Genomic DNA, 24,122 nt, shown 5'->3' on the forward strand with positions numbered 1-24,122 from the left:
CGTAACCCAGGTTGCGGGCGATTTTCTTTGCGCAATTCATTGTTGTTGACGGGCATGATCGGTTTCCAATATGGGAGCTGGATCATCCTCCGGAAAATGCTGCCATGGCCCCTCGCGATCTTGCCGCCTATGTTTTTCTCGCACTCGCATGGGGCGCGTCCTTCCTCCTGCTTCTACAGGTTGTGGATGCGTTCGGCTGGATCGGCGCAGTGACGTTGCGGTCACTGGTGACCGCCACCACTCTTTTCCTGATCGCGAGAACTGCGCGACGCAAACTGGCGTTTTCGGCAAGCTGGCAAGCCTTTGCCATTGTGGGCGCAACCACCGTTGCCGGCCAGTTGATCGGCCTTTCTTATGGCACGCCACTTGTCGGGACCGCCATGGCCGCAATATTGGTCGCGACCATCCCGCTTTTTTCCATGCTCATCTCGCAGGTCTGGGGGCTGGAGCGACTGACGAGGCAAGGTGTCGTGGGGCTGGTTTTGGGCTTCGGCGGCATTGTGCTGCTCGTGGGTTTTCCCGCCGTACCCGTCACGACCGGTTTTGTCATCGGCTGCATCGCCTGTGTCGCCGCCTGCATCTGCGCGGCCTTCGGCAGCAATTATGCCAGCAGGTATCTCAAAGGCGTGGGTTCATGGGAAATTACCATCGGCTCATTCATGACCGGTGGTATCATGACGCTGCCACTGCTGCTGGCAGTTCCGATTCCCCGCATTCCCGCGCCGATCGACTACCTATACCTGCTCATCCAGGCCATCGTCATGAGCGGCCTCACCTACATAACCTATTTCCGCCTCGTCTCGGTTATCGGCGCGACAAAGGCCATCAGTGTGGAGTTTGCAGTCACCGTTGTGGCGGTGCTTATCGGCGCCCTCGTGCTAGATGAGCCGCTGTCGCTGCCTCAGCTCTTCGGCGCGGGCATCATTATCCTCGGCTGCGCGCTGGTGCTCGATCTTCTACCCAAAAAGAAGGCTCCGCCCACACCGGCCGGCGCATGAAGGGTTTGTTAGCGTTTTCCACCAATAGTCGTGTCGGCTAGCGCAGATCACGCGTGATCGCATGTGCGACGCGAGGAGAAAATGCAACCGAGCAGTTCAGATTATGAACATTACTGGGACCCGTTGCGAGCGCTTCTGATGCTGCTCGGCATTCCCTATCATGCCTCACTGCTCTATAGCTACGCCTTGCCCTGGGACATCAAGGATTTTGAGACCAGCACGCTCCTGACCGCGCTTGGTGCCGGGCTCGTCACCTTCCGAATGCCGGCGTTTTTTCTGGTCGCCGGGTATTTCTCCACCATGGTCATCGGCAAAAAAGGCAAAATGCCTTGGCTCAGACAACGTTTCCTCCGCCTCGGCGTGCCCTTCGTCGTGACGCTCGTTCTGCTCGGGCCGCTGCAGCTTTTACTGTTGCGACTGGCCGGTATCGCCAAAGGCGAGATTGCAGCCGAAGGACTGATTGAGAGCCTGCCGGGTCTGCTGCGCCCGAGTGAACAATGGATCATGCATCTGTGGTTCCTGCCCGCTCTCATCGCCTATTCCGTGGTGCTTGCCGCTCTCTTGTATCTTCTGGAACGTCCGCCTTTTGCGCGCGCAGTAGACAGGCTCGACAGGCTGCGGCGGCGACATGCCGGGGTGTTTTTCGCCGCACTCTGCATCCTGCCCATTTTATGGGAGCTGGCGATATATGGTTCCAGCCTGATTGCGGCAGAAACCGAAAGCAGCCTGCTTTCTCTCTATGAGCGCGCTTCCGACCCCTATGGGCGCTACCTGCCCTTCTTCCTTGTCGGAGCCCTGCTCCACCGCGACCGGACCCTCTTTCACCGCTTTCGCCAGACCGGTATTCTCACGGCAATCGTAGCGACGGCCGCCATTGCGGCGGCAGTGACACTCAGGCTGCAAAGCCCGTTTTCGAATTCAGCCCTGCTCGTGCTGGTGTCGGCAATTGCCGCAGTAACGGTGAGCCGCCTGCTGATCGACCTCGCCTGCCGGTATTTCGACCGGCCGAGCCGGTTTGCCAGACGGATGACGGATGCGTCCTTCACTATCTATCTGTTTCACCACCCGCTGATTTACGCTCTGGGTACGCTCTTTATTCTCATCTCGCTGCCGCCCCTCGTTGAATTCACCATCATCGTCGCAGCCACGACCATCACGGCTTACTCTCTGCATCAGGCGATACGCCGCAGCCCGTTGGCTCTGTTTCTCTTCAACGGCATCCGCAAGCCGCGGGAAGCGAGTGACATCAGGACAGGCGCAGCCGCCTCCCAAACGCTTCGTTAAGGATGAAGGGCTTACAATCGGCCTGCCCATTCAACTGGAAATAATGGCGTGTGGATCATGGCTATCCTCAGCACGGCGGAAAAAGCCTTACCCGCAGGCCTGCGCGCGAAGATTTCGCCGCTGGGCGGTAAAATCGCCCTCATTGTCTCCGCGAGGGACGAGGTTGCCCGGGCACAGCGCATGGCGCTCGTCGCCTTCGCGGTGCGCATCGTCAGCGCCGGCATCGCCTTCATATCGCAGATCATCCTTGCCCGCCTGATGGGCGAGTTCGAATATGGCCTCTTCGCCTTCGTGTGGGTTCTGGTAATCCTGTTCGGCAATCTTTCCTGTCTCGGCTTCCACACCACCGTCATCCGCTTCCTGCCCGGCTACCGTCTGGAAGATGCCCATGACAAAATCATGGGGCTAACCTCGACGGCCCGCGTATTCGCCATGCTGTCTGCCAGCACGCTGGCGCTTTGCGGTTTCATCTTTCTGTATTTCTTTGGCGAGCGCATCGCCGCCTATTATCTCATTCCTGTCTCGCTGGCGCTTTTCACCCTGCCGATGGTGGCGCTGGGCGATGTGTTGAACGGCACGGCGCGGGCCAATGGCTGGGCCATCTCCGCCCTTAGCCCCACCTATATCGTACGTCCCGTACTGATCCTCCTGTTCATGCTGGTGGCCATTGCCCTGGGAGCCGAAAAGACTGCGACGACGGCCATGCTGACGGCACTTGTCGCAACTTATGTCACCACCATTTTTCACTTCGTCTTCCTGAACCGCCGGCTCAACCGACATTTCCGCAGCGTCACCCGAAGGGTTCATTTTCGTCACTGGATCAGGTTTGCCTTTCCGGTCTTTCTGATCGACGGCATCGGTTTTCTGATGACCAATTCCGATGTGGTGATCGTCGGCCTTTATCTGCCGCCGGATCAGGTCGGCATCTATTTCGCCGCGGCGAAAACCATCGTGTTGATGCAGTTCGTGTTTTTCTCCGTCCAGGCGGCGGCCGCACCACGTCTCGCGGCGCTGATTTCGGCCAATGACAGGCCGGGGCTTGCGAGCTTCGCCAGCCAGGCCGCACGGTGGGCCTTCTGGCCGTCTCTCGCCGTTGGCAGCGTGGTGCTTCTGGCCGGGCCATTCCTGCTGTCGCTGTTCGGTCCTGGCTTCGTAGAGGGTTACGAGCTGATGTTCTTCCTGTTTGCGGGGTTCCTGGCAAAAGCGCTCATCGGCCCCGGAGAGACGCTGCTGAATATGGCCGGCAAACAAAAATTGTGCGTGATGCTTTATATTATCATCTTCGGTTGCAACATTGCACTCAACATGGCGCTCATTCCGGTCTATGGTCTGACAGGCGCCGCGGCAGCGGTGGCGATAGCCATGTCCATAGAGGCTGTGCTATTGCATGTTGCCATACGCCGTACACTCGGGATCGTCCTTTTTGCCTTCAACGACCCCCGGGCGAGTCAAAACACTGGTAAGGCGGTGTAACGATAAGCATGTCCAGCGATCCAAAGAATCCGGATTTTCAGGACCCGCGCATCGCGGCGCTCATGGCGTCTGCGGAGCGTGATCGCCCGGTGGCGGACAGCAGCCGGCGTGTGGGCCGGGAAGGCCGTGAATTCTGCATCTATCCGGGGCAGCTCGGTTACGACATGCAGGAGGAACTCGACTTTCTCTCCAACCGCGTCATGGAGGCAAACGTCTTTTTCACCGGCCGGCTTCTTGCTCCGGCCATGCCGCGTATCGACGACAAGACCGTGCGCTTCGCCCTCATTCGCGATGAGAACGGCGCCCGAAGCCGCATGCGGTTTCTGATGCCTTTTACCGTTGAAAAGCCGGGTTTTTCCATCGGTCCTTCCATTATTCGCGTCTGGGCCAATCCTTTCGGGCCGCTCGGGACGCCGCTGGTGGATACCGAAGGGGCGGCCGAGACCCTCGATAACCTTTTCGACGCCCTTTCCGACCGGGACATGCGGCTGCCGAATGTTCTGGTTCTGCCGGATGTGCGGCTGGAGGGGCCTTTTGCCCGCATGTTCCGAGCCATCGCGCTCAGCCGTAACCTGCCGGTGACGACGACGGGTCATTATCACCGGCCGATGCTGGAAAGCCTGCTTGATGGCCAGGCTTATCTGCAAAAAGCCCTTGCCCCGCATCATTTGCGGGAAATGCGCCGGCAGTGGCGACAGCTCGAGAGGTTGGGCGCGTTATCCTACACTGTCGCCCGCCAGCCGAAGGATATACGCTACCGCATGGAGGAGTTTCTGGCGCTGGAGGCAAGCGGCTGGAAGGGCCGCAAACGCACCGCGCTGGTCAACGACCGGTATCGCGCGGCCTTCGCCCGCGAGGCGATCACCAACCTGGCCGAAGCCGATGCCGTGCGTATCCACACTATCGATCTCAACGGAAGCGCCATTGCCTCCATGATCGTCTTCATCACCGCCGGCGAGGCCTATACGTGGAAAACCGCCTTCGACGAGAATTACGCGCAATTTTCGCCCGGCAAGCTCCTGGTACAGAAACTGACCGACTGGCATCTGGACGACGCCAATATTCTCCGCAGTGACAGCTGCGCCGTGCCCGATCATCCTGTCATGAGCCGCTTCTGGCAGGAACGGCAGGAAATGGGCACGCTTGTCGTGGGGCTCACCCAGAACAGTGACAGGGACGTTCGACAGGTTTCCACGCAGGTGGACATGTATCGCAACACCCGTAACCTCGCCCGCAGCCTGCGGCAGAAAATCCTGTCCTTTGGTCGCAAGGGCAACTGAGGCCGGAGGACGCCAACGGCATCCTCCGGATTGTTCGGGTCCAGCTTCAGCGCGAGGCCGTCCGGATCATCTTGCACAATTGCGTCAAAGCTGCATCGTATCCGCCACCCAGAATATCGATGCAACGTCGGGCGAGCCTGATCTGCTCGGTGCGCGACATGTCGTTATAAGCCTGAATGGCGTTACGCATGGCGCCAGGCGTTACCGGCCCCGATTTGCCGGGATTGTTCGGATTTCCCGGACTGCCGGGGTTTCCAGGATTGCCCGGATTACCGGGATTGCCCGTGGAACCTGAACCGCCAATGCCGAGACCGACATCAACGCCCAGGCCGCTGGATCCGCCGACATTTGCGCCGACATTGGCATTGAAGCCGTTGGAGCCGCCAACGGAGGCGTTCACGCCCGCGTTGACCCCGCTGGAACCGCCGACGGATGCGTTGACATCCGCATTGACCCCATTGCTGCCACCAACCGAAGCGTTGACATCCGCGCCCAATCCGCCGCCGCTTCTGCCGCCGACATCGGCACTGGCGTTGACGCCGCCGCTGCCACCAACGGAAGCATCGACCCCGAGCCCACCGCTGCCATTACCACCCACGCTCGCATTAACCCCATTCTCTCCACCGATCCCTATATCCAGCGCGTGGGCATTGACCGGCAGGATCAGGCAGGCAGACAATAATAAATTGCGAGAAAAAGCCCTCATAATTTCCTCCCTATGAGTTGGCTACTCCCGCCCCGCGTGGAAACTCCACCCGGCCATTATAAATTCAATTAGCAATTGCGTACATACTAATTTATTAGAACTATCTAAAATTATCATGAAAACGCAACCGAGGATGTATCATTTCGAGACAGCGTGGGCGGTAAAATCCGTCCACGCTGCCCTCGTCAGTTTCCGAACCGTTCGACAAGCGTTGCGATCAACATGGCCCCGGCAGCTTCCATTGCCTTTAGCCGGCTCTCCACGTTCCAGGCCACTCGCATAGACAACAGCGGGATCAGCCTCGAGACGCCTGCGCAACGCGGCTAGCTTTGGCCACCGGCCCGGGTCAGCCGCATCGTGAATCTCCAGCCAGCGGGCGACACCGACCGGCCCGTCCGTCCACGCCCTACCTGGTGCTCAGGCACAGCGAAACGCTTAAAATTCCAAGGAATGGCAGCGATGAGCTGTCATTTGAAAGGCGCGAAGTTACACGCTCGAACGCGCAAATTTCCAGCTTTTGGGGTTGCACGCAGGGTCTTGCCCGTGATAGACGCCGTGACATTACCACCGTTGCCCCAATGGCGGAATTGGTAGACGCGCCGCACTCAAAATGCGGTTCCGAAAGGAGTGCTGGTTCGATCCCGGCTTGGGGTACCATTACCTACATATCTCAATTTTTCCCTGCTCCAGATGCTTTTTTCATAGCGGCTTCGATGGGTGGCGTAGAGGCTGGTGTCCTCACGAAAGCTTGCTCATCCGCCTCCGTTTCTTACCAGGCTTTCATTTGCCAGTTGCAGAGGACTGGATTAGACGAATCCCGTAACATTCATCGAGATCGGCGACTTAATTTCGCCATCACGCCCGCCTTTTTGAAAGCCCGTTCGGGATATCTGCTTCTTCGCGAAGTTTGGGGAAATTTACATGGCCAATGCGACATCCGCCGATAACAGCCGCACACTCGCCGCTCTCGGCGTCACGGCGGGAATGATCTTTACCGTCGGCTCAGCCCTCGGTTTCCAGCATATTGGCGGTTACACGCCCTGCGCGCTATGCCTGCTACAACGCGATCCCTATTATTACGCCATTCCGCTTGGCATCTTGGCCATTGCATCCAGCATTTTCAAATTGCCGGTTCAAATAACACGGCTGCTTCTCGCCCTTATCGGCGTGGCCATGCTGATTGGGGCCGGCCTCGGCGTCTATCATGCAGGTGTGGAATGGGGTTTCTGGGCGGGGCCGATTACCTGCGCCACCGGGGCGCCTTCCATCACGACCAATGCCGGCGACCTGTTGGGCAACCTCAACGCCATCAAGGCGCCTTCCTGCAATGATGCGGCACTTCGTGTCCTAGGCCTGTCGTTCGCCGGATGGAATGTTATCGCAAGTCTGGCACTTGCGGCAGTCGCTTTTTTCGGCGCAAGCCGTAAAAGCCGCTAAGCGGAAAACCGCGTCGCAGTCCTGAAAGCTCAGGGCTGCAGCTCGGTATCCCAGTAAAGATAGTCCATCCAGCTTTCATGCAGATAATTGGGCGGAAACAGACGCCCATTATTGTGCAGGTCCTGAACCGTCGGCTGGAAAGGCTTCTGCGCCGGGAACATGCCCGCCTGTTTGGGAAGCTTGCTGCCTTTTTTGAGGTTGCAGGGAGAGCACGCCGCCACGACATTGTGCCAGGTGGTTTCACCGCCATGCGCGCGGGGAATCACATGGTCGAAGGTCAATTCGTCGCGTGTCCCGCAATACTGGCATTCAAACTTGTCCCGTAGGAAGACGTTGAAGCGTGTGAAAGCGGGGTTGCGGGTGGGCTGCACATAGGTCTTGAGGCTGACGACGCTCGGCAGCCGCATGGAAAAGCTGGGTGACGACACCGCATGATCATATTCTGCAATGATGTTCACACGGTCTAGAAAGACGGCCTTGATCGCGTCCTGCCAGGACCATAACGACAAGGGATAATAACTCAGCGGCCTATAGTCTGCGTTCAGAACGAGCGCCGGCAGGGCCTGTGGTGAAACTGCAATCGTCAAGGGCTTCTCCTGAGCGATTCGGCATCTGCACTTGTATATTAGGTCCGTTGTTACAGGATTGTGAAGCCTATAAATGCAGCGGAGAAGAGCTTAATTTTTCAGCGGGAAAAAGGCCCTTTTATGTTCCGGTGAGGCAGGCAGAGGCCGATTGAGCAGCCGGTCGCACGACGAGACAGCGGCGGGTGATTCCATGCGCGGGAACCGTCAAATCCTTCTCACGACAGCTGCTGCATCAATGATATGATCAGCGATACGGCGAGATGAAAACGGCGCTGCCGGCGACGACCATTCGCGCGCCCCGGAGGAAACGGAATGACGGCGCATCGGCATCTAACAGCAGCATTTCGGGCGGCCCTTGCGAGCGGCGCATGGATCTTTGCCGCTTGCCTGGCGGGTTCGTCACCTGCCCAGCAATATCAGAATTTCGAGATCGCGCCGGATGGCCGCGGCGGTGCGCAGGGAACGATAGGCGGGCGAAATTTCGAAGTGCCCCGCAGTTACGACAGGCCGCCCGCCGGCCGCGTCTCCCCGGACACGCGGCGCGACCGGAGAACCAGCGTACCGCAGCAGACATGTATCGTCGACGCCGAAGGCCGAACACGCTGCAACTGATGGCATTCCCGCGAGAAAAATGGGATTTCACTAAAAAGCAATCTATCGACTTAAATGGCCTGCAAGAAAGCATCGCTATGTTCCCGGGCATAAGGAAAACAACTGTGCAGGGGCAAGAACATGGCGAAGAAAACAACCCGTGTGGCGGCAAGTCTGGCCATTGCCATCGGCGTGGCGGCAGGCGTGGCGACGACGGCACCGGCCGTTCAGCTCGGCGGCCTCGCGAAAAACCCGGCGGCGTCGCGGCCCGGCCAATTCATGACGACAAGCCGTCCCACGATCGCGCCGATCGCCTTTGCCAAATTCTGCGACAATGCCGCCGACCAATGTGTGCGCATTGGTGATCGTGACACGATCGAACTGACCAAACAGAAACGCGTGGAGCTTCAGCGCATCAACTCCGAGATCAACACCGCAATAACCTATGTTGGCGAACTGGAGGGCGAAGACGAATGGAAGCTGAACCCGACAAGCGGTGATTGCGATGACTATGCGGTGAGCAAGCGGCAGCGCCTGCTGCGTGCCGGCTGGCCTTCCGGCGCCCTGCGCATCGCCACCGCGCGCACCCCCAGCGGTGTCGGCCACGCGGTTTTGGTGGTCAGCACCACCCAAGGGGATTTGGTGCTGGACAATCGCACCAATGTCGTCAAACCGTGGAAGTCCGTGGATCTGAAATGGATCAAGATCCAGTCGCACGAAGACCCGCGTGTCTGGCTGAAACTCTAGGTCTGAAGCAGACATAGTCTTTGCAGGCGAAAAAGAGTATCCTGCCGCTCGCCGATCGAGGCCCCGCCGCGCAAAAACCGCTTCTGGCGAAGCCTTCCGGCAGGGGCCGGGAGCGAGATCCTGACCGGGCACGACCTGTCTCGGGCGGGTGACGTGGCATCTGCTTCCAACGCTCTTGACCTCGTGTAAGGGAGACAGTATCGGCAGCTATGCCCAAGGTGCTCAACTGGATTCGCGGTCGTAAACAACCAGCCCCCCGCGAGGCGCGGAGACGGCGCAGAGTTGAGCTTGGCGACAGGCTGACATCCTTTCCGATCTATGCCATCGGCGATGTGCACGGCAGTCTCGACCTGCTTTTGCAGGCAGAACAAAAAATCATTGCGGATCTGGCCGGCGACCGCTCTCCCGCCCTTGTCGTGCTGCTCGGCGATTATGTCGATCGCGGACGCGATTCCTGTGGGGTTCTCGAGCATCTGCTGCGGCCGCCGCCTGCGCCACTGCGCCGCATCGCGCTGTGCGGCAATCACGAGCAGCTGTTCAGCGACTTTCTCGAAAACCCGCACGAAAACATGCATTGGCTGGATTTCGGCGGTCGCCAGACGCTTTTGTCCTATGGTGTGGATATTGATTATTTCATTGAAAAGGGCCGCCTGAGGGTTCAACCCTTCAAGGATGCCCTGCTGGGCGCCATTCCCCAGACTCACCGCCAGCTTTTGGCCAATCTGCCGATCTACGCCCGCATCGGGCCCTATATTTTTGTGCATGCCGGCCTGCGTCCGGGTCTGCCGCTCGAAGCGCAGACCGATGAGGACATGCTGTGGATCAGGGAACCCTTTCTGTCCCAGGGCGCGGGACTGGACCTCCTTGTCATCCACGGCCACACGCCGGTGACGGAACCGGAAACCGGGCCGCAACGGGTAGGCATCGATACCGGTGCTTTCACAACCGGCAGGCTGACCGTCCTGAAGATCGTGGAATCGGGTCTTTCGATTATCGTGTAACCCCGTCGCTGTCACCGCCATACAACATGTCGTTTGAATATCCGTTTATTGTTTTGACGAGAGAAATTTCACTTTATTCCTGAAGAAAATTGCCTTTAAAAAAGATGGATACTTAAAATGACTGCAGCATATTTCCGGGAAAAACCGGCCATAATTTAAACATTCAGGACGCCCCGCCAGTGCCGATACAAACAGGAACACTTTCCCTGATCCCCGATGAAGCTCCGTGGGCGTTTCCCACAGGCCTCGCACGCGAAACCGCAGCAGCAGGTAACCCGCTCGGTCGTCGCTTCAGGTCCAGGGCCAGCCAACTGCAAGAGGCTTCATGCGTTATTCCATTCTCGTTCCGGCCTTCAACTCCGAAAAAACCCTGGCACGCGCACTAGACAGCCTCACCCAACAGAGCTTCGGTGACTGGGAAGCCCTGATCATCGACGACGCTTCCACCGACGGTACGGCGGAGATGGCAGAAGTCCATGCTGCGCGCGACCCGCGCTTCCGGGTTTTGCGCCAGCCGAAAAATGCCGGCCCGGCCGCATCCCGCAACGCGGGCATCGAGCATGCACGGGGAGAATGGATCGCGCTTCTCGATGCCGATGACGCCTACCTGCCCGATCGATTGAAAAGGCTGGCGGAAATATCCGACCGTGTCGGCCTCGATATGATCGCTGACAATCTCCTGCTTTACGACCTCGGGGCCGATACCATCGTCGGCCCGGCCTTTGCGATGGAGAACGCGCTTTCGAAATGGACGATCCGGACTCTCTGCGAAAACGATGGCCCCGGCCGACACAGCCACGCGGGATGGCTGAAGCCTGTTTTTCGCAAGCAATTGCTTGCGGAGAATAATCTTCGCTACCACGACACATTTCGCGTCGGCGAGGATTTTCTTCTTTATGCCGAATTGATTCTCACCGGCTGCAGGGCAGCCATTCTTCATGAGGCGCTCTATCTATACACCACGCCCACCGGCGCAGTATCGGGTCAGCGTTCGACATCGCAGACAGTCGTCAATAATGCGCACTTACTCGCCTCGAGTGACATGCTCATCGAGCGGCTGCAGCAGGGGGACGGCGGGCGCAACGCCCTTCTTGAGCGAAAGGCGCGTCTTAATCTGTCGCAACGCCGGGAACCGGTGAAAGCCGAGATGGTAAAGCTCTATAAAAACAGGCAATTGCTGGCTCTTGCCCTAAAAACCATCCGTCACCCGGCCGCATTCCGGGATATTCTGCGCCCGCCACCTGCCTCCCCCGGTCCTGAAAAATTGCGGGCGCTGCCCTTTTCCTGATGGGAGACGACGGCGAAATAGTCTGCAATGCCCCGCTTCAGCGGCGCGACAGAATTTTGCGCAACTCTACGACCGAGGTTTTCGCGACCGCGGGCATGGCCGCGAAAATCAGCGCCGCGTAGATGCAGGCGCCCACCACGACCAGACATGCGAGAGAGATGATCGGAGGCAATCTACCCTCGATGACCTGCTCCAATCCAAATACGGACGCTCCCATGACGATCGATGCACCGAGCGGGATGGCAATGACCCTCATGATTTTCTGGAATTCCACGCCGCCGTAACGCTGGGTATAAAAAACACCCACTGGCCAGACGCCGTACACTTTCGCGACATGCGCCCACGCGACAGGATAAAGACCGAAAGGAGCGGCAAGGAAACTCAGTCCGATACCGGCGAGCAATTGCAGGACCGAAATTTTGAGATTGAGCCCTGGCCTTTTGATCGCCGCCAGAACACCCCAGGTGAAGGATTCCACCACGAAGGGTATGGCAATGAGGCAGAGAATTTGCAGCACCGGCACCGCGGGTTTCCAGTTCTCGCCAAACAATACTGGAATGAATATAGGCGCGACCGCTGCCATGCCGGCAAAACAGGGAAATGCGAGAAGGCCCGAAAAGCGGATGAAACCGAGACAGGCCTCTTCCACCGAGCCTTTCTGTGCATGGGCCTGCGAGTAGGTCGCCATGGCCACCGAACCGAAAGGAATAACGGCGAACTGGCTGACAAGATCGATACAGCGCCAGGAAAGCCTGATGTAACCCACGGCAGCCGGCGTCAGGAACATGGCCGCGATCAGTTCCTGAAGTCTGAGGTTCATGGCGAGCAGGAAGCTGGCCGAGAAAATTCTGGACCCGAAACTCCATTGGTCAGCCGCGTAATGCCTGACGAAACGGCGGCGCGGCACCCAGCCTGATGCGAGCCAGTTCATGATCGTCGTTGCGATACTGGCCAGCAGGCGCTGGGCCACCATGGCCCATATGCCCCATCCCTGGAGGGCAAGAACTATGGCAATGGCCCCGGCGAGCATGTTGGAAAAAATCGCCCGCATCGCCAGCTTTCGAAACGCGAACGCCCGCTGCAGCCGGGCCTCATGGATACTGCCGGCACCCATGATCAGGAGCACCGCAGAAAGCGCCATCAACACGGGGCAGAGTTCCGCGAGCCCGAACAGGCCGGCGAGGAACGGTGCCGCCACGGACAGCGCAACGCATAAGGCAGCGCCCCAGCCAAGGGAGAACCAGAAGGCTGTATCCGCATAGTCTTCTTCAAGTTGAGGCCGCTGCACCACCGCCTCCGGCAATCCGCCGCGCGCGATGACGAGAATGATATCGACAAAAACCGTGGCGATGGCGACGAGGCCAAACTCATCCGGCGTCAGCAGACGCGCGAGGATAAGAAAAACTGCAAATGAGAGGAAGACATTGCCGTAACCGCCGACGGCGCTCCACAGGGCGCTCGTGACCGAATGCCTCTCAAGGCCGGGGGTATCGTCCTTCGTTTTCAACATGGCCGGCTCCAGTGCGGCCTGTTCAACCCTTCACCCACGGCATCGGGAGCAGGCTCGCGCCGTCGGCGGCCCGTCATGCCGCCGCGGCCCTGCTTTTTGCCAGGACGTCCTCATAGAGTTTCACATAATTCTCGCCGACCCGACGCGAAGTGGATTCCTCGACAATATTTCCGAAGTCGGCTTCCGTCGGCAATTGCTCGCGTGACAGTGTCAGCACCCGGCGGATACGGGCAGCCAGATCGGCAGTATTGCCGGGTTCGAACAGCCAGTCATGATTGGTCTCGCCGATAAGTTCCGGAATGCCGCCGGAGGCGGCGCCGATGACCGGCACGCCCATCGCATAGGCCTCATAGATCGTGCGTGGTGAGGGTTCTGCCCAGAACGAGGGAACGATGAGGACATCGATCTGTTCGAAAAACTCCTTCGGTTTCGCCCAGCCGATGAATTCGATCGGCAGATCGCCGGCCTGCGCCTTGAAGCGCTCAATGGAATCGTCCATCGCGTGGCCCGCCACCAGACAGCGCCAGTTGCCATGACCGATTTCCCTGAAAGCATCGACCATGTTGCCGACGCCTTTCTCCGTATTGATGCGGCCTATATAACCGAAGGTCATGGGCTGGCCGCTGCGGTCGATCTGTCGTCGCGCCACGGGGTCGCCTTCCGGGACCGTGCAGGAATAAAATATGACGCGCCGCAGGCTTTCCGGAATATGATGGAAAAGCCCGTGATTGACATGCGTCCTGAGGATTTCCGTACCGACGCTCGCGACCGCGCCGATATAACGCTGTGTGAATTTCTTTGTGAAATTCACCACCTGACAGCCCAGATGAATATGGTCGCACGGTTTGCCACCCTTGAACATGGCGGCGTTGCCGCATAGCAGGTCATATTCGCAAATCGTATGCACGATCGGAATGCGGCGCTTATGCGCCGCCCGCCACACCAGCGTGGTAACATCGAGCAACGAATGCGTGTTGAGGACATCGGGCCTGAAATCGTCAAGAACCGCCTCGAACTGCTTCTCGACGTTGAAATTCCACTGTTGCCTGATCTTCTGCATCCGCCTTTGCTGCGGCGTATATTGCGGCCAGTCTTCCAGCCAGAAATCATTGTTGTGGAACATGCGGTAGACGCTGACGCCATTGCGCACCGACTTCGGCTCGGCCTGGCGCTCTATGCAGGCGGCACCCACCGTATGCCCCATGGCAACCAGTTCCTCTGCCAGATGCTCGACCGAGCGTTCGCATCCACCGACGATATGCGGCGGGTAAAGACTGCTGAGATGGAGGATTCGCATGGGGCTACGCTCAATATCCTTTAAAATTTATATTTCCGCACCGGTACCGCTGAACCGACCAAAAGGAACGGTCGTGAAAGGGCGGCGACCAGGCCGAAGGAAGTAACAATTTAAAAATCAACATCAGAATATCGGTCTTAAAGAGCACCGAAAACACCGCCGTTTCAAGTGATTTTTTGCGGCGCCGCGGAATTCATGCCGTATTGCAAAAAAGAATCTCCGTTGCTAATTATATTCGAATATAAAACCTAACAATATGCAGCCCCGCCGCTGCACCATTGATATTATTATTTTATTTTAAAAAATTTGGATTCCCATGTCTTCTCAAAGTAGCGGAAAGCTTCCGAGAAACTACAATCTCGACATGTTGCGCGGTCTTGCCGCAGTTTGCGTTGCTTATTCTCATTTGGCCCTGAAGATGCACAATCGTGGCGATACTGATGGAGTGACCCGGGCCCTTTTCGATGTCACCAAGGTTTTTCTCGATGTCGGCAAATTCGGCGTGATCGTGCTGTTCGCGCTCGGCGGTTACTTCATTCTCTCATCGCTGCAAAATGCCGCTGTGCGGTATCGGAAACCGCTTACCGCCTTTGTCCTGCATCGGTTTTTCCATCTTTATCCCGCCTACTGGCTGTCACTTTTTTTCGGCGTGCTGATGCCCTGGGATGACCCGGGCAAGATATTCCCGGCCCATGTCGTCGCCATCAACGCCACGATGCTGCAGGGCTTTTTCATGACGGAAAATGTCATGGGACTCTACTGGACCCTGCAGATCAACCTGACTTTTTACGCGCTGTGCGTGCTGCTGTTCCTGATGGGACGAGCAGCCGATTTGCGGGTGGTGACGGCTGCAACAGTTGCGCTTTTTGGTTTTGCGGCAATTCTGTCCCTCGTAAGATACAAGCTCGGCATCAAGATGCCGGTTGCCCTGCCGCTGATGGTGGGTGTATGCTTTCTGGCATCGCTGTGGAAGGCGTCAGATGCCGGGCGCAACCGTGACAGTCGATATTGTGCCTGGATTGCGGTCGGCACTTTCTACGCAACGCTTCTCCCCATCTGCCTCCTGGCCTATTCGCATGACTACGGCTTCGAGGAGACCTGGTATCGCTACGCCATCAGCTACGGCACAGGCATGACGGTTTTCCTTGTGGTTTCGGCGATGAAGAGGCCTTTCCTCAATCGGCTGGCGCCCCTCGGCGGTGCAAGCTACGCCATTTTTCTGTGTCATCCGTCCGTCTATGCGGTTCTCGACAGGATCGGGTTTACGCCAGCCAATACATCGCTGTCCCCATCCATCGTTATGGCTATTTCTGTCCTCTTGGCCATCACATGCGGCCTGGCCGCCAATCGTTTTGTTTTAGCACCCGTGCTCGCTTGGGGAGAGAATGTCGTCAATTCGGCATCCCGCAGACATTTAAGTGCAACCTTGGCTCGTTAAATTGAGATAGGAACATAGGCGGCAAGAATACGGCAGGAGATCTTGATGAAAGAAAACAGGCCTGTCGGTGCTCGCTCCATGACGCGACGTACATTGCTGTCTGCAGCCTCTTTCACCTTCGCCGCAGCCGGTGGTCTGCGTGCCGCACCGGCGAAGGTCAAAACCGATTTTTCTGCCAATACCGAGGCATTTCTGGACAGTGTTGGAGTGTGCGGCCATTTCACCCGCACACGTGGCGTCTATCCGGAACAATTCGACCGCATCCTTCCGGAACTCAAGGCTCTCGGAGTGCGCCATTTACGCGACGAAGGTATCATCTTTCCCGAAGACCGCCGGGAAAGCGCCTCCTTTAAGCGGCTGCGCCAGATCGTTGCGTCAGGCCTGCGCCTCACCGTGATCTGTTTTGACGATCTCAACCCCTATCTGAGCACGCCATTGGACAGGCTCGTGGATTTCTACGACTGGTGCGATGGCGGCATCGAGGTTTTCGAAGGCAGCAACGAACCCGTGCTTACGTCCGATCCGCAAAATGCGCCGCGCCTTTCGGCGCAACATCAGACTGCATTGCACGACGCCATCCGCGCAAACCCCGCGCTCCGGGATCTTCCCCTTGCCGCGCCAAGCTATGTCCTCAGCAACAGGGCGCTGGCGTTTGATCTCGCGAAGGTTTGCCAATATGGCAATATTCATCCCTATGCGGGCATGGAACACCCCGAAACGACCGGGCCGGGCGCCCTCTCGAAGTCTCTTGCCGCTTCCGCGCACATAGCAGCAGGCAGGCCGACGCTCGCCACCGAAATCGGCTACCATAGCGCCCTGAAGACCCAGAGCTTTCATTTTCCTGTCACCGAAGGAATAAGGGCGCGCTACATGCCGCGCACGCTCCTGTGGTGCTTCATCAATGGTATCCGCCGGACATATATCTATGAAATGGTGTCAAGCTTCGCCCGGGATGACACCAATCCCGAGTCCTCCTTCGGCCTGCTGCGCCACGATCTGAGCCGCACCGCAGCCTATGAGGCGGTTCACGCCCTGCTCTCGCTCCTGACGGCAAGACGCCAGACCGCGCCCACGCAATGCCAGCTCGACTTCGTCGAAAGCGCCTCCGAAAGTGTTTCCCTGAGGCTGTCGCGACCGGATGGCGCGCTGCTTGTGCCGGTATGGCTTGCAATATCGGGCTGGCAATGGCCGGCGCAGATCGAAAACCCGCCGGCCGAACGTGCAGCAAGCTTTATCGTTACCGGTGCACACAGCCAGGTGATTGCCCACCGGTTTCAGGACGACGGCTCCGTTATCCAGCGCGTTATTCCGCAAGAAGGCGGGCAATATCGGCTTGCCGTCAGCGACCAGTTGACGGTGCTGGAAGTTTTTTGAACACTCACCAACGATTTCCAGCCGCAGCTTGAAACCTCCGCCCACACCGGGCGGGTGACTGGCGCGGCCGACATCTTTCGCGTGATCGACCGGGCAGTTGCTCTCACCGCTCAATGTTGAAGGGAGAGCCGCCTGACGCCGTCTCTTTTGCGATAGGCTCGATTAATCGGCGCCTCGATGAATCGATAAGACGCCAAGCCGCACACGATCGTCAGCAGCAAAGCCAGAACACCTGTGATGAGCACCGACACGATACCCGACAACCCCGTTACCCCGACAACCTTCATCGCAATTTGAATCACCAGATTGTGGACGAGATAGATGGAATAGCTGGCATTTCCCAGATGGACCAGCAGCCAATGCCTTGCAACATAACCGTTCTGTTCAAGGAAGACGCAGCCGGAAACCAACAGCAGTCCCGCAACGCCCCAGGTCAGAGGCCGCACAATGCTGTTGTTATAGAGCTCGAATCCCGAGCTTGTCGCGAGGATGACTGACGCTCCGGCAACGATGAGAAACCAGGCCCCTCTCGGCCCCAGGAAGGGCGGCTTGTCTTTCCTTGCGCAGAAAAATGCTCCGAAGGCGGCACCCAGGGCGAAATCCAGCATCACCGGGCTGCTGTAATACCGCATGTAACCATCGAACGAAAACAGTAATCCGGATAGCACAAATGAACAAAGCAAGAATATAATAAGCAATATTCTCGTATAAAAATTCCCCAAAACCATCAAAATCGAAAAAACAACATAAAAGAACATTTCGTAGTTCAGGGTCCACCCGACAGACAAGACCGGCTCCCAAAATCCTCCGCGTTCAAATGGTATGAAAAACAGGGACTTCCAGACGTAGCTCGGCTGCAACTCCATAACGCCGAGAGGGCGCGCGCCGAGGAGAAAAATAAAGACGATTATGAATGTCATTATCCAGTAAATCGGAACGACCCTGACAATTCTGTTCACCAGGAATTTCAAGGGATCGCCATCTTTGTTGTGAGTTGTGACGACCATTATGAATCCGCTCAGAACGAAGAATATGTCGACGCCGGAAGCACCGGCCTCGTATCGTCTGACACCCGGGAAAACCCGGTCTATAACGGGCATGAAATGATGGAAAAAGACCATGAACGCAGCAACCGCGCGTAAAACCTGAAGATTGATGATCATCAAATCAATATCCGTATGAATTTGGGATTAATCAAAAGATTCTATTTATATAACAGGTACTTAACTCGAAAAACCGGAGAAATTATAATTTTGCCACGCAGTGCGAAAAGTAAATGAGCAAGACGGGAAGACAAAATATCTCCCTTTATTCAAACATCAGCTAAAATCAAACAATTCCATATGCCTGTCAATTCCTCAGGACCGAGGAGAAGAACTTCGTGACTTTCATCGCTCGCCGACCAACGCCGTATCAAGCCTTGGGCAGCTGTCGCCGGTTAAGGATACTTAAGAAGTTGCGGTTGCGTAGTTGTTTTAGCACTTGATCCGCCGCCTAGCCTATGCGATCTAAGAAGAACATTTTAAGTGCTGAATAACCATATCGGCATTGCGCGTAATTAAAGTCGTATTTTAAAAATTTGGAGAGTTGTGATGTCTCGCCTTCTTAATGGCTCGGCGCTCACCGGTGCGATATTGATTATCGGCACGGTTATAGTTTCCGCCTCAGCCCACGCACAGAATGTCGAACCTGCGCCAGGCGCGCCGCAGCAGCAGGCCGCGCCCGCCCAGAGCGTGGCGACAGGCGCACCGGTCAAATCCCCCGATGAAAGCACCGCCGCCTTTCTGGGGCGGGTGAACACGACCAGTCCGGACATGGTTCCCCTTGCCGCCGCTGAAGCGTTCAAGCAGTCTCCGACGTCGCCAACGGTCAGGGACCTGATCGCCGTCGCTTCCAGCACCGATGCCGCCACGGCCGAGCTGGCGGCGAAGGTGACGGGCGGATTTCCGATCATCGCCGTCTCCACCAGTGCCGCGCAGTTTTCCGAGCAGATTTCCGCACTTGTACTGAGCGACTCCAGCCAGTTGCCCGCCGTCGTCGCATTGGCACAGAAGGTCGGCAACAAGGATTTCTCGGAAGTGGTGGGCGAAGGTCTGGCGCTTGCCTATTCCGCGGCGATGCAGAACAACAACACGATCCTTGCGGCCGCCATTCAGCTGCAGACGAAGGGCGCGGGCGTGCCTTCCGATCTGCTGATCGCCTTCAGCGAAAACATTGAAGGAACCGCGGCCGGCCCGGCGGCGGCAGCAGCACCCGCGGCCGCAGCAGCCGCCTCGCCGATCGGCGGCGCAGGCTCCACGCCTGCGAGCGGCAACAGCGTCGGTGGTTCGGCGGGCGGCCAGACCGGGGCGGGTACCGCGCAGTCCGGTGGAACAGGCGCGCCTGCCGGCCGTGGCAGATCGCTTTCCACCGGCAGCACCAGTACGCCGGTCAGCACCAGCCCCGTTTAACAAAGCCCGGCCTTCCCGATCCCTACGGGAGCGCCGCCCGAAACGTGATGCAACCGGGACTTTGGCAGGCCCTGTGCCTGCCTAAAAAAGCGAGGCTGACAGTTGTTGCAAAGGCACGATCCACTGACGATGGCCGATTTCGATAAAAACGGCTTTACGGCTGACTTTATCGATATAGACGCCGCACTTGCGACGGTTCGCCGTCAGTGGCGTATCGTGCTGGCGGCCGTCGCCGTTGCCGGGGCAATCGGCCTTGCTTTCGCAGCCACAGCCGTTCCGATCTATTCGGCTACTGCAACCCTTTTGATAGACCGCAACAACAGCCAGGTTGTCGAACAGCTTTCGACGATCGGGGGCGTGATCGAGGACGAGGCGTCCATTCTCAGCCAGGTCGAGGTGCTGCAATCGGAAACCATCGGCCTCGCCGTGGTCGACAGCCTCAACCTGACGGAAAACCAGGAATTCAGGGCGACACGCGCCTCGTTCCTAAGCTCCGTGCTGGGCACCATCCGCTCACTTGTCAACGTATCGCAATGGTTCGCGCCAGCGACAAAAGAGGCGGTAGTGGATGACGGAACCCTGAAAAGGGGTCTTTCGGACCGGTTGCTGCAGGGTCTCAGCGTCAAGCGTATCGGCCGGACCTATGCGCTGGAACTCACCTATAATTCGACGTCGCCGGTCCTTGCAGCGCAGATCGTCAACGCGGTCGCCGCAGCCTATCTGGTGGACAAGCTGAATTCCAAATATGAGGCAACGAGGCGGGCGAGCGACTGGCTGTCCGATCGCATTGCCGAACTGCGCCAGAGGGCGCTCGACACCGACCTCGCCGTCCAGAAATTCCGTGCTGAGCATAACCTGATCTCGACCGGCAATAACGGGCTGCTTTCCGACCAGCAGCTGGCGGAGTCGAACAGCGCGCTTATCCTGGCGCAATCGGAAACCGCCAGGGCGCGGGCAAGAGTGCAACGTATCGAACACATCCTCGCTACCGACGATGTCGATGCGGTCGTGACGGATATTCTCGACAGTTCCGTCGCAAACGACCTGCGGAAGAAATATCTCGAATCCTCGAAGGTCGAAGCCGAGATCACCGGTCGGCTGGGCGCCAACCATGTGCAGGCGGTGCGTCTGCGCAACGAGATGCAGGAATATCGCAGGCTGATGTTCCAGGAAATCAGCCGTATCGCGCAAAGTTATAAGAGCGATCTGGAAGTTTCCGAAGCAAGGGAGAAATCCCTGGCCGAAACGGTCGCCAAGGCCACCAATATCAGCAACTCCGCCGGCGAGACGCAGGTTCAGCTTCGCGAATTGCAGCGCGAGGCGGAAACCTACAAGAACATGTATCAGACATTCCTGCAGCGTTATCAGGAGGCCATGCAGCAGCAGTCCTTCCCGGTGACGGAAGCGCGCGTAATCTCCAAGGCCGTACCGCCGAGAACGCCGAGCAAGCCGAACAAGGCGCTCATTCTGGCGCTGTTCATGATCATGGGTGCGGCCGCGGGCGGCGGCGTCGCCATGTTCCGCGAATTCCGCGATCGCTTTTTTCGCACGGGGGAGCAGGTCCGCGACGTGCTTGGCCTGGAATTTCTGGGCAATACACCGCTTGTGCCGAACAAGCTGGCCGCAGACACGGAACCGAGAGGGCAAGATGGCGGCCCAACCGTCACGCGCCCCTCCGGCGTTGCCCGTTATGCCGTAGACCACCCGCTCTCCTCCTTCGCCGAAACACTGCGCAGCACGCGGCTGGCGATCGATCTCGGCATAGCGGCAAAAAACGGCGCCAGGGTCGTCGGCGTCGTCTCCGCCCTGCCGAGTGAGGGAAAATCGACGATTTCCATCAATCTCGCGCAGCTTCTGGCCGCACAGGGCGCAAGGGTGCTGCTGCTCGATGCGGATATTCGCAACCCGGGCGCCACCCGCGCCCTTGCCCGCCACGCGACAGCAGGCCTGCTTGAAGTGCTGCTGGAAGGTCGCTCCATCCGCGATGCGCTTGTGCATGATGAAAAGACTCGGCTTGCTTTCCTGCCCACGGTCGTCAAGCAGCGTGTCCCGCACTCCTCGGAACTCCTGACTTCCGCGCAGATGCACCGCCTGCTGGCCGAGGCAAGCGGGGCCTTCGATTACATCATCGTCGATCTGCCGCCACTTGGCCCCGTTGTTGATGCGCGGGCGATGGCCGGCCGGATCGACGGCTTCGTTTTCGTCACGGAATGGGGCAAAACCGCACGGCGGGCGGTTCGCAACACCATCGAAAACGAAGTTCAAATCCGCAAGAAATGTCTGGGTGTCATTCTCAACAAGGTCGACACGGAGAAGCTCAAGCTTTACCGGGCTTACGGTTCAAGCGAATATTATCATTCCCGCTACACGCGATATTATCATGACTAGGACCGCTGGCGTGCCGAGCCTGCGCAGGGTCCTGACGGTCACGCCGGTATTGATCGTTTCGCTATTTGTGTTGTTGCTCGCGGCCCAGGCTTTTTCCGAAACACGACGGTTTTCCGATATCATCGCTTTGGCGCGCATTGCCGACGAGGACAATGGTCTCTCTCCCGATCTGCTAACGAAAACCGTCGAGGGTCTGCAGCCCGTCATTGCCGAAAAAATCTGCCGTTCGGATATCATCAAGGCTGGGATGCGGCTCGTGCTTGCCGATATCGACGCCCATGCCGGGGATGCATCGCCAGAAGCGGATGCCATGCGCCTCGGTTTTGCCGAAACCTATATGCGCCACGCCCTGTCGTGTCTTCCCGCCAATGGCGATGTCTGGCTGCGCCTCGCCATGGTTCGCTCGTTGCGCAACGCCTCTGCCATGGAAATCGCCGTGCTGACGAATTTCTCCCAGCTTTATGGCCCCGCCGATGCCAATCTGATCCGCGGGCGCTTCGTCATCTGGCAACAATTTACCAAAGGCGCCCTACCGCAGGCTGAGGCGGCCCGTGAAGCCGACACCGCGATCGTCTGCGGCAGGCAGGGCGAAATATTGCGATGGTCGTTGCGGCATGTCTGCTCCCAGGAGCTTCGGACCGGCATGCAAAGCGCCAAACCACGGCCCTGAGATACACGGAAGCGCCAAGTCCTTTCTTTAGTTCATCGTCACCACAACAAGCAGATCTCAAAAGCCGAACATCATGCAGATCCTCGACGCTCCACCGGAATTGCTGTCATCCTCGCCGCCCCGGCCGGCATTTGTTCTGCATCGCGCCCAGGCAATCGTCACGATCGCTTTCTGGACCATATTCCTGCTTGCCTTGCTCAATCGCGGCGCAACCGACATCGAAAGCCGGATCGTCATCACATTCGCCGCCTATCTGCTGCTCCTTGCCGCCCTGCCTCTCTTCGGCCCGCCCCAGCCCGCCATAGGGAAGGCCCTGGCAGCGGCCTGTCTTCTGCTCGGCGCACTGATGCTTCAGGTCTTGCTTCAGACATCCGCCAGGCAGGGCGTACTGCCGTCCAACCCCGCCTGGTCCGCCGCCGCGATGTTTACGCAGGTGGCGCCCGCGGCCACGATCTCGCTCACGCCGGCAGATGACTGGCTGGGCCTGCTGAGCGCCGCTTTGCCCTTTGGCGCCTTCATGACCGGGCTCGTGATCTTTAATACGGACGAGCGTGCAGCAAAAGCACTGCGATGGTTCGCAATCGCCGGCGGCTGGCTGTCGCTGGGCGCGATCCTGCAATTTCTCCTGTTTCCCGATATGCTCGGCCTTATTCAAAAGCGTTTTTATCTCAGCAGCCTGACGGGGCTCTTCGTCAACCGCAATACGGCAGCGACTTTCTTCGGGCTTATCCTGCTCACGCTTGTGGTGCTGCTGAGTAACAAGCTGGCGGCTCCGGATTGGGGAAGGGTGAGAGCGCTTGTGGCAAACCGCCTGACAGTGCCGGGCGATCAAAAACGCCTCATCCGCCACGCCGCCTTCATCGGCCTTCTGACCGGGTTCTGTTTCATCGCCCTGATGCTGACGGGATCACGCGCGGGCATCATGTCCAGTTTCGCGGCGCTGCTTTTGCTCATCCTTCTCATCGTTTTCAACTCTTCCGGGCCCGGCCGGAATGTCGCGCCCTCACGGCGCAGAAGACGCGGCTCCAGACGACGCGCAGCAATCCTGCTCGCCATCGCCATCGGCCTCTTCGCCCTTTTTGCAAATCGTGTAGCGCTGCGTATGGAAACACGCCTCGAAGACGACATGCGCTTCTGCTATATGCCCGGTATTGCACGCGCGATAACGGATAACTGGCCCCTGGGCGCGGGGCTGGCCAGCTTTTCAGAAACCTACGCTCCCTATCATTCCGCGCAATGCGGCGTCGATGCCGTCGTCACCCATGCCCATAATGTGTATGCCGAGGGCTTGCTGACCCTCGGAGCCGCTTTCCCGTTTTATGCGGCATTTTTCCTGTTCGGCCAGTTGCTTATTTTCATTCGCGGGGCCCGCAGGCGCAAAACTTATCGTTATGCCTCGCATCTCGGCCTCGCCGGGCTGCTGCTGGTGGCGCTGCACTCGTCCCTCGATTTTTCACTGCAAGTGCCGGGCTTCGCCATGGCTTACGCCGTTTTCCTCGCACCCATCGTCACCCTTTGCCTGCACCCACCAGGAGCAGATCGGCGCAGACAAACTTCGGCCAATGCCGCTTCCTCCGTCTCGGCCGCCGGCACAGGAACTTAA

20 protein-coding genes and 1 tRNA gene are annotated in these 24,122 nt (G+C 58.3%); 16 read left to right on the top strand and 5 right to left on the bottom strand.

Annotated elements, in window-relative coordinates; genetic code table 11:
- Window positions 1–104 precede the first annotated feature (104 nt).
- The 4 genes from EYD00_RS16390 to EYD00_RS16405 all read left to right on the top strand — a co-directional run bounded on the left by EYD00_RS16390 (window position 105) and on the right by EYD00_RS16405 (window position 5,035).
- Window positions 105–998, top strand: coding sequence for a DMT family transporter (locus EYD00_RS16390; protein WP_003585624.1), 894 nt, complete (start codon window positions 105–107; stop codon window positions 996–998).
- Window positions 999–1,079: 81 nt separating this feature from the next.
- A complete protein-coding gene (locus EYD00_RS16395) occupies window positions 1,080–2,282 on the top strand; it encodes an acyltransferase family protein (RefSeq protein ID WP_081859429.1) in 1,203 nt (400 codons plus the stop codon).
- Between the two features lie 57 nt (window positions 2,283–2,339).
- Entirely contained in the window at window positions 2,340–3,755 is a 1,416-nt protein-coding gene (uppV, locus tag EYD00_RS16400; protein WP_034497126.1) for a Wzx-type polysaccharide biosynthesis protein UppV, read from the top strand.
- An 8-nt stretch (window positions 3,756–3,763) separates the two neighbouring features.
- A complete protein-coding gene (locus EYD00_RS16405) occupies window positions 3,764–5,035 on the top strand; it encodes a GNAT family N-acetyltransferase (RefSeq protein WP_003585618.1) in 1,272 nt (423 codons plus the stop codon).
- 46 nt (window positions 5,036–5,081) lie between these two features.
- Here the strand turns inward: EYD00_RS16405 and uppQ are convergent, their stop codons facing one another.
- Entirely contained in the window at window positions 5,082–5,741 is a 660-nt protein-coding gene (gene uppQ / locus EYD00_RS16410; RefSeq protein ID WP_034497129.1) for a polysaccharide biosynthesis GNAT family N-acetyltransferase UppQ, read from the bottom strand.
- Between the two features lie 572 nt (window positions 5,742–6,313).
- Here uppQ and EYD00_RS16420 point away from each other — a divergent pair.
- Together EYD00_RS16420 and EYD00_RS16425 are read left to right on the top strand one after the other, a co-directional pair.
- Window positions 6,314–6,398 (top strand) — tRNA-Leu (locus EYD00_RS16420).
- A 264-nt stretch (window positions 6,399–6,662) separates the two neighbouring features.
- Window positions 6,663–7,178 carry a disulfide bond formation protein B gene (locus tag EYD00_RS16425; protein WP_003585612.1) on the top strand — a complete coding sequence of 172 codons (516 nt, stop codon included), beginning with the start codon at window positions 6,663–6,665 and terminating at the stop codon, window positions 7,176–7,178.
- A gap of 29 nt (window positions 7,179–7,207) precedes the next feature.
- Here EYD00_RS16425 and EYD00_RS16430 read toward each other — a convergent pair whose 3' ends face one another.
- Complete coding sequence (locus EYD00_RS16430; RefSeq protein WP_003585610.1) at window positions 7,208–7,765, bottom strand: HNH endonuclease; 558 nt, start codon at window positions 7,763–7,765, stop codon at window positions 7,208–7,210.
- A gap of 312 nt (window positions 7,766–8,077) precedes the next feature.
- On the opposite strand from EYD00_RS16430, the gene EYD00_RS16435 reads away from it, so the two are divergent.
- From EYD00_RS16435 to EYD00_RS16450, 4 genes are all read left to right on the top strand, one after another.
- Window positions 8,078–8,377, top strand: coding sequence for a hypothetical protein (locus EYD00_RS16435; RefSeq protein WP_022562964.1), 300 nt, complete (start codon window positions 8,078–8,080; stop codon window positions 8,375–8,377).
- A 120-nt stretch (window positions 8,378–8,497) separates the two neighbouring features.
- Window positions 8,498–9,103: a transglutaminase-like cysteine peptidase gene (locus EYD00_RS16440; protein ID WP_006698509.1), complete on the top strand. Its 606-nt coding sequence runs from the start codon at window positions 8,498–8,500 to the stop codon at window positions 9,101–9,103.
- Window positions 9,104–9,312: 209 nt separating this feature from the next.
- Window positions 9,313–10,104, top strand: a complete 792-nt coding sequence (locus EYD00_RS16445; RefSeq protein ID WP_034497135.1) for a metallophosphoesterase family protein — start codon at window positions 9,313–9,315, stop codon at window positions 10,102–10,104.
- Between the two features lie 325 nt (window positions 10,105–10,429).
- On the top strand, window positions 10,430–11,392 hold the full coding sequence (locus EYD00_RS16450; RefSeq protein WP_051674173.1) for a glycosyltransferase family 2 protein: 963 nt from the start codon (window positions 10,430–10,432) through the stop codon (window positions 11,390–11,392).
- Between the two features lie 37 nt (window positions 11,393–11,429).
- Here EYD00_RS16450 and EYD00_RS16455 read toward each other — a convergent pair whose 3' ends face one another.
- Together EYD00_RS16455 and EYD00_RS16460 are read right to left on the bottom strand one after the other, a co-directional pair.
- Complete coding sequence (locus EYD00_RS16455; RefSeq protein WP_003585600.1) at window positions 11,430–12,902, bottom strand: lipopolysaccharide biosynthesis protein; 1,473 nt, start codon at window positions 12,900–12,902, stop codon at window positions 11,430–11,432.
- 73 nt (window positions 12,903–12,975) lie between these two features.
- On the bottom strand, window positions 12,976–14,199 hold the full coding sequence (locus EYD00_RS16460) for a glycosyltransferase family 4 protein (RefSeq protein ID WP_034497137.1): 1,224 nt from the start codon (window positions 14,197–14,199) through the stop codon (window positions 12,976–12,978).
- Window positions 14,200–14,563: 364 nt separating this feature from the next.
- Between EYD00_RS16460 and EYD00_RS16465 the strand changes: the two genes are divergently transcribed.
- Together EYD00_RS16465 and EYD00_RS16470 are read left to right on the top strand one after the other, a co-directional pair.
- Window positions 14,564–15,637: an acyltransferase family protein gene (locus EYD00_RS16465; RefSeq protein WP_034497139.1), complete on the top strand. Its 1,074-nt coding sequence runs from the start codon at window positions 14,564–14,566 to the stop codon at window positions 15,635–15,637.
- A gap of 45 nt (window positions 15,638–15,682) precedes the next feature.
- Window positions 15,683–17,011 carry a hypothetical protein gene (locus tag EYD00_RS16470; protein ID WP_034497141.1) on the top strand — a complete coding sequence of 443 codons (1,329 nt, stop codon included), beginning with the start codon at window positions 15,683–15,685 and terminating at the stop codon, window positions 17,009–17,011.
- A 110-nt stretch (window positions 17,012–17,121) separates the two neighbouring features.
- Here the strand turns inward: EYD00_RS16470 and EYD00_RS16475 are convergent, their stop codons facing one another.
- Window positions 17,122–18,174 (bottom strand): acyltransferase family protein, encoded by a 1,053-nt coding sequence (locus EYD00_RS16475; RefSeq protein ID WP_034497143.1) that lies wholly within the window; start codon window positions 18,172–18,174, stop codon window positions 17,122–17,124.
- A 429-nt stretch (window positions 18,175–18,603) separates the two neighbouring features.
- On the opposite strand from EYD00_RS16475, the gene EYD00_RS16480 reads away from it, so the two are divergent.
- The 4 genes from EYD00_RS16480 to EYD00_RS16495 all read left to right on the top strand — a co-directional run bounded on the left by EYD00_RS16480 (window position 18,604) and on the right by EYD00_RS16495 (window position 24,122).
- Window positions 18,604–19,461 carry a hypothetical protein gene (locus tag EYD00_RS16480; protein WP_034497146.1) on the top strand — a complete coding sequence of 286 codons (858 nt, stop codon included), beginning with the start codon at window positions 18,604–18,606 and terminating at the stop codon, window positions 19,459–19,461.
- A 129-nt stretch (window positions 19,462–19,590) separates the two neighbouring features.
- Window positions 19,591–21,849, top strand: coding sequence for a polysaccharide biosynthesis tyrosine autokinase (locus EYD00_RS16485; RefSeq protein WP_034497149.1), 2,259 nt, complete (start codon window positions 19,591–19,593; stop codon window positions 21,847–21,849).
- Window positions 21,842–22,519 carry a hypothetical protein gene (locus EYD00_RS16490; RefSeq protein ID WP_034497151.1) on the top strand — a complete coding sequence of 226 codons (678 nt, stop codon included), beginning with the start codon at window positions 21,842–21,844 and terminating at the stop codon, window positions 22,517–22,519. The genes EYD00_RS16485 and EYD00_RS16490 overlap by 8 nt, the downstream gene beginning before the upstream one ends.
- 73 nt (window positions 22,520–22,592) lie before the next feature.
- Entirely contained in the window at window positions 22,593–24,122 is a 1,530-nt protein-coding gene (locus EYD00_RS16495; protein WP_034497154.1) for an O-antigen ligase family protein, read from the top strand.

It is taken from the genome of Agrobacterium sp. 33MFTa1.1, assembly GCF_004328495.1.
GTDB classification, from domain to species: domain Bacteria; phylum Pseudomonadota; class Alphaproteobacteria; order Rhizobiales; family Rhizobiaceae; genus Agrobacterium; species Agrobacterium pusense.